This is a genomic window from Actinomadura napierensis, assembly GCF_039529375.1.
In the GTDB taxonomy this organism is placed as follows: domain Bacteria; phylum Actinomycetota; class Actinomycetes; order Streptosporangiales; family Streptosporangiaceae; genus Spirillospora; species Spirillospora napierensis.
On sequence record NZ_BAAAMR010000242.1, the window covers coordinates 1 to 2839 of the forward strand.

Genomic DNA, 2839 nt, shown 5'->3' on the forward strand with positions numbered 1-2839 from the left:
GCGACGTCGTCGCGGTCCGCCGGCCCGGCCTGGCCGGGCACCTCGGCGGCCTTCGCGGCCTCGCCGCCCCCGGCCGCGCGGCGCCGCTCCTCCAGCACCTTGTGGTGGTCGTAGCGCTCGGCGGGCGGCCGCTCGCCGCGCAGCTCGCCGACCAGCTCGCTGATCACGTCCATGATGTCGTCGGTGGCGGCGCGCAGCGTCTCCTTGTCGAGCGGGCGCCCCTCGTACTTCGACAGGTCGATCGGCGGGCCCGCGATCACCTTCATCGTCTTGCGCGGGAACGGGTGGAAGCCCTTCTTCAGGCTCCCGGCGAGGCCGCGCTGCTCGGCCTTCTTGTAGGGCAGCAGCTCGTGCGCGCCCCACGTCGCGACCGGGACGACCTTCGCGCCCGTCTGCAGCGCCATCCGCGCCACGCCCGTCTGGCCGGTCATCGGCCACAGCTCCGGGTCGCGGGTGCAGCTGCCCTCCGGGTAGAACATCAGGCACTCGCCGTCCACCAGCGCCTTCTCGGCGTCCTTGAGCGCGAGCGCGGCGTCGGCGCTGTCGCGGTACACCGGGATCTGGCCGGTGCCGCGCATCGCCGCCCCCACGACCGGCGTGCCGAACAGCGCGGCCTTGGCGAGGTAGACGGGGTAGCGGCCGGACTCGTAGACGAAGTGGGCGAGGGCCAGCGGGTCGGACTCGGAGATGTGGTTGGCGGCGATGATCACGCCGCCCGTCCTGGGCACGTTGCCCCGGCCGCGCCAGTCCCGTCTCAGCAACCCGAACAGCAGGGGCCGCAGGACGACGATCGTGAGCTTGCGCCAGCCAGGCGAGTACCCGTGGCCCATGATCCGTCCCTCCTCCATCCGTACCCGGCGTGAACGCGGGGTGTCCTCAAGTGTCGCGGTTGTCTGCGCATAGTGTCGAGTTGCCATGTCTACCCCAGCGCCCAGCGCGCCTCATCCCGAGTGGTCGCTCGTCGTGCCGGTCAAGGTGCTGGCGAAGGCCAAGACCCGCATGTCCGCCGCGGCGGGGCCGCACCGCGCGGCACTGGCCCTGGCGGTCGCCGCCGACACCGTCGCGGCGGCGCTGCGCTGCGCCCGCGTCCGCGATGTGATAGTGGTCACCGACGATCCCCTCCCCGCCGCGGAACTGGCCGCGCTCGGCGCGCGGATCGTCCCGGACGAGCCGGACGCCGGGCTGAACCCGGCCCTGGTGCACGGCGCGGGGCGCGGCCGCGAGTGGTTCCCGCACACGGGGGTCGGCGCGCTGTCCGCCGACCTGCCCGCGCTGCGGCCGGACGAGCTCGCGCGTGTCCTCGACGCCGCCGCGCGGGCGCCCGAGGCGTTCGTCCCGGACGCTGCGGGCATCGGCACCACCCTCTACACGGCGCGTCCCGGCGTCCCCTTCTCCCCCGCGTTCGGCGGCGACTCCCGCGCCGCCCACCGCGCGCGCGGTGCCCGCGAACTGCTGCTGCCCGGCACCGACAGCGTCCGCCGGGACGTCGACACCCCCGACGACCTGCGCGCCGCCCTGGCGCTCGGCACCGGCCCCCGCACCGCGGCCGTCGCCGCCCTGCTCCCCCACTTCGCGCCGTCCGCCGGGCACGGCCGGGGATAGTGTTCCGGGCATGCAGGGGACGGTGAAGGACTTCGACGCGGCCGCGCGGACCGGGAGCGTGCTGCTGGACGACGGGACGGAGCTGCCGTTCGACGCCGAGGCGTTCGCGGCGGGCGGCCTGCGGCTGCTGCGCTTCGGGCAGCGGGTGAACCTGGCGCTGGACGGCGGCCGGGTCTCGGTGGTGACGCTGTCGACGTTCCCGCTGCCGGCCCGGGAGGCGTGAAACGCGGCAGCGCCCGGGACCGTTGCGATAACGGTCCCGGGCGCTGCCGCGGCAGGCTACTTCTTGCCGGCCACCAGGTTCTTGAAGTCCGCGCCGGCCTTGAACTTCGGCACGGACGTCGCGGGAACCTCGATGGTCTTGCCCGTTGCGGGGTTGCGGGCCGTACGGGCAGGCCGGTCGGCCTTCTCGAACGAACCGAACCCGGTGATCGCCACCTTGTCGCCCTTGGCGACCGCGGACTGGATCGCCTCCAGGATCGCGTCGACGGCCTCGGCTGCGGCCTTCTTGCTGCCCAGCCGGTCAGAGATGGCGTCGACCAGCTCACGCTTGTTCATGGGTTGCTCCTCTAGTTCCCCCCTTGCCCGAACGAAACTAAGGGACCCTCAGCATGGACACAATCACCTGCACGCAAGAATTGCCGTGTCGCTGGCGTTTTTGTCGGCCTCGCCCCCGTCTCGCCGGGTGACCGGACCGGATCCGGCCACTGCGCACGCTAACGGACGTCGGGCGCCTCGTGGAAATCGGCCAGGAACGCCTCCAGCCTGCGGGCGGCGAGGTCGGAGTCCCTTTTGGCCAGATCGGTGATCGCCAGGAGGTGGCGGATCAGCCGCCGGCGGGTCTGCGGCGGCAGCGGCGCCACGGCCCGGTGCGCGTCGCGCAACTGCCGGGCGAGCCGCGTCAGCGCCGGGTCGTCCCACTGCGGTCCGGTCCACGGCGTGGCGTTCACAAAAGCCCCCCAGCGCTCGGGCATCATCGTCCCCACGGAACGGATTCTCCCGCGCGAGGCTACGCGACCCCCGCCCCGGGGTACGCCGAACCCCAGACCGAGGAAGTCCGAACCCCAGGCCGAGGAGGTCCGAACCCCGGCCACTCCACGAGCAGGCACGCGGAGCGAGCCCAGCGAGCGGAGCGGGCCTGCCCGCCGACCGACAGGCTGTTTTCACGCGGAGCGCCAGCGGAGCGGGAAACGGCCTGTTGGTCGCAACGGGGGTTCCAGGGGGTCGCCCCCCTGGG

Annotated in this window: 5 protein-coding genes; 2 read left to right on the forward strand and 3 right to left on the reverse strand. The window is 73.5% G+C overall.

Annotated features, from left to right (window positions below):
• Window positions 1-830, reverse strand: an 830-nt coding sequence (locus tag ABD296_RS49100) for a lysophospholipid acyltransferase family protein (RefSeq protein ID WP_344285339.1), incomplete at its 3' end; no start/stop codon positions are given.
• An 85-nt stretch (window positions 831-915) separates the two neighbouring features.
• Between ABD296_RS49100 and cofC the strand changes: the two genes are divergently transcribed.
• Both cofC and ABD296_RS49110 read left to right on the forward strand, forming a co-directional pair.
• Window positions 916-1602 (forward strand): 2-phospho-L-lactate guanylyltransferase, encoded by a 687-nt coding sequence (cofC, locus tag ABD296_RS49105; protein WP_344285342.1) that lies wholly within the window; start codon window positions 916-918, stop codon window positions 1600-1602.
• 10 nt (window positions 1603-1612) lie between these two features.
• Window positions 1613-1825: a hypothetical protein gene (locus tag ABD296_RS49110; RefSeq protein WP_344285345.1), complete on the forward strand. Its 213-nt coding sequence runs from the start codon at window positions 1613-1615 to the stop codon at window positions 1823-1825.
• Between the two features lie 56 nt (window positions 1826-1881).
• On the opposite strand, the gene ABD296_RS49115 is transcribed toward ABD296_RS49110, so the two are convergent.
• Together ABD296_RS49115 and ABD296_RS49120 are read right to left on the reverse strand one after the other, a co-directional pair.
• Entirely contained in the window at window positions 1882-2160 is a 279-nt protein-coding gene (locus tag ABD296_RS49115) for an HU family DNA-binding protein (protein ID WP_151542535.1), read from the reverse strand.
• A gap of 158 nt (window positions 2161-2318) precedes the next feature.
• A complete protein-coding gene (locus ABD296_RS49120) occupies window positions 2319-2579 on the reverse strand; it encodes an SCO5555 family protein (RefSeq protein WP_344285350.1) in 261 nt (86 codons plus the stop codon).
• Window positions 2580-2839: the final 260 nt, after the last annotated feature.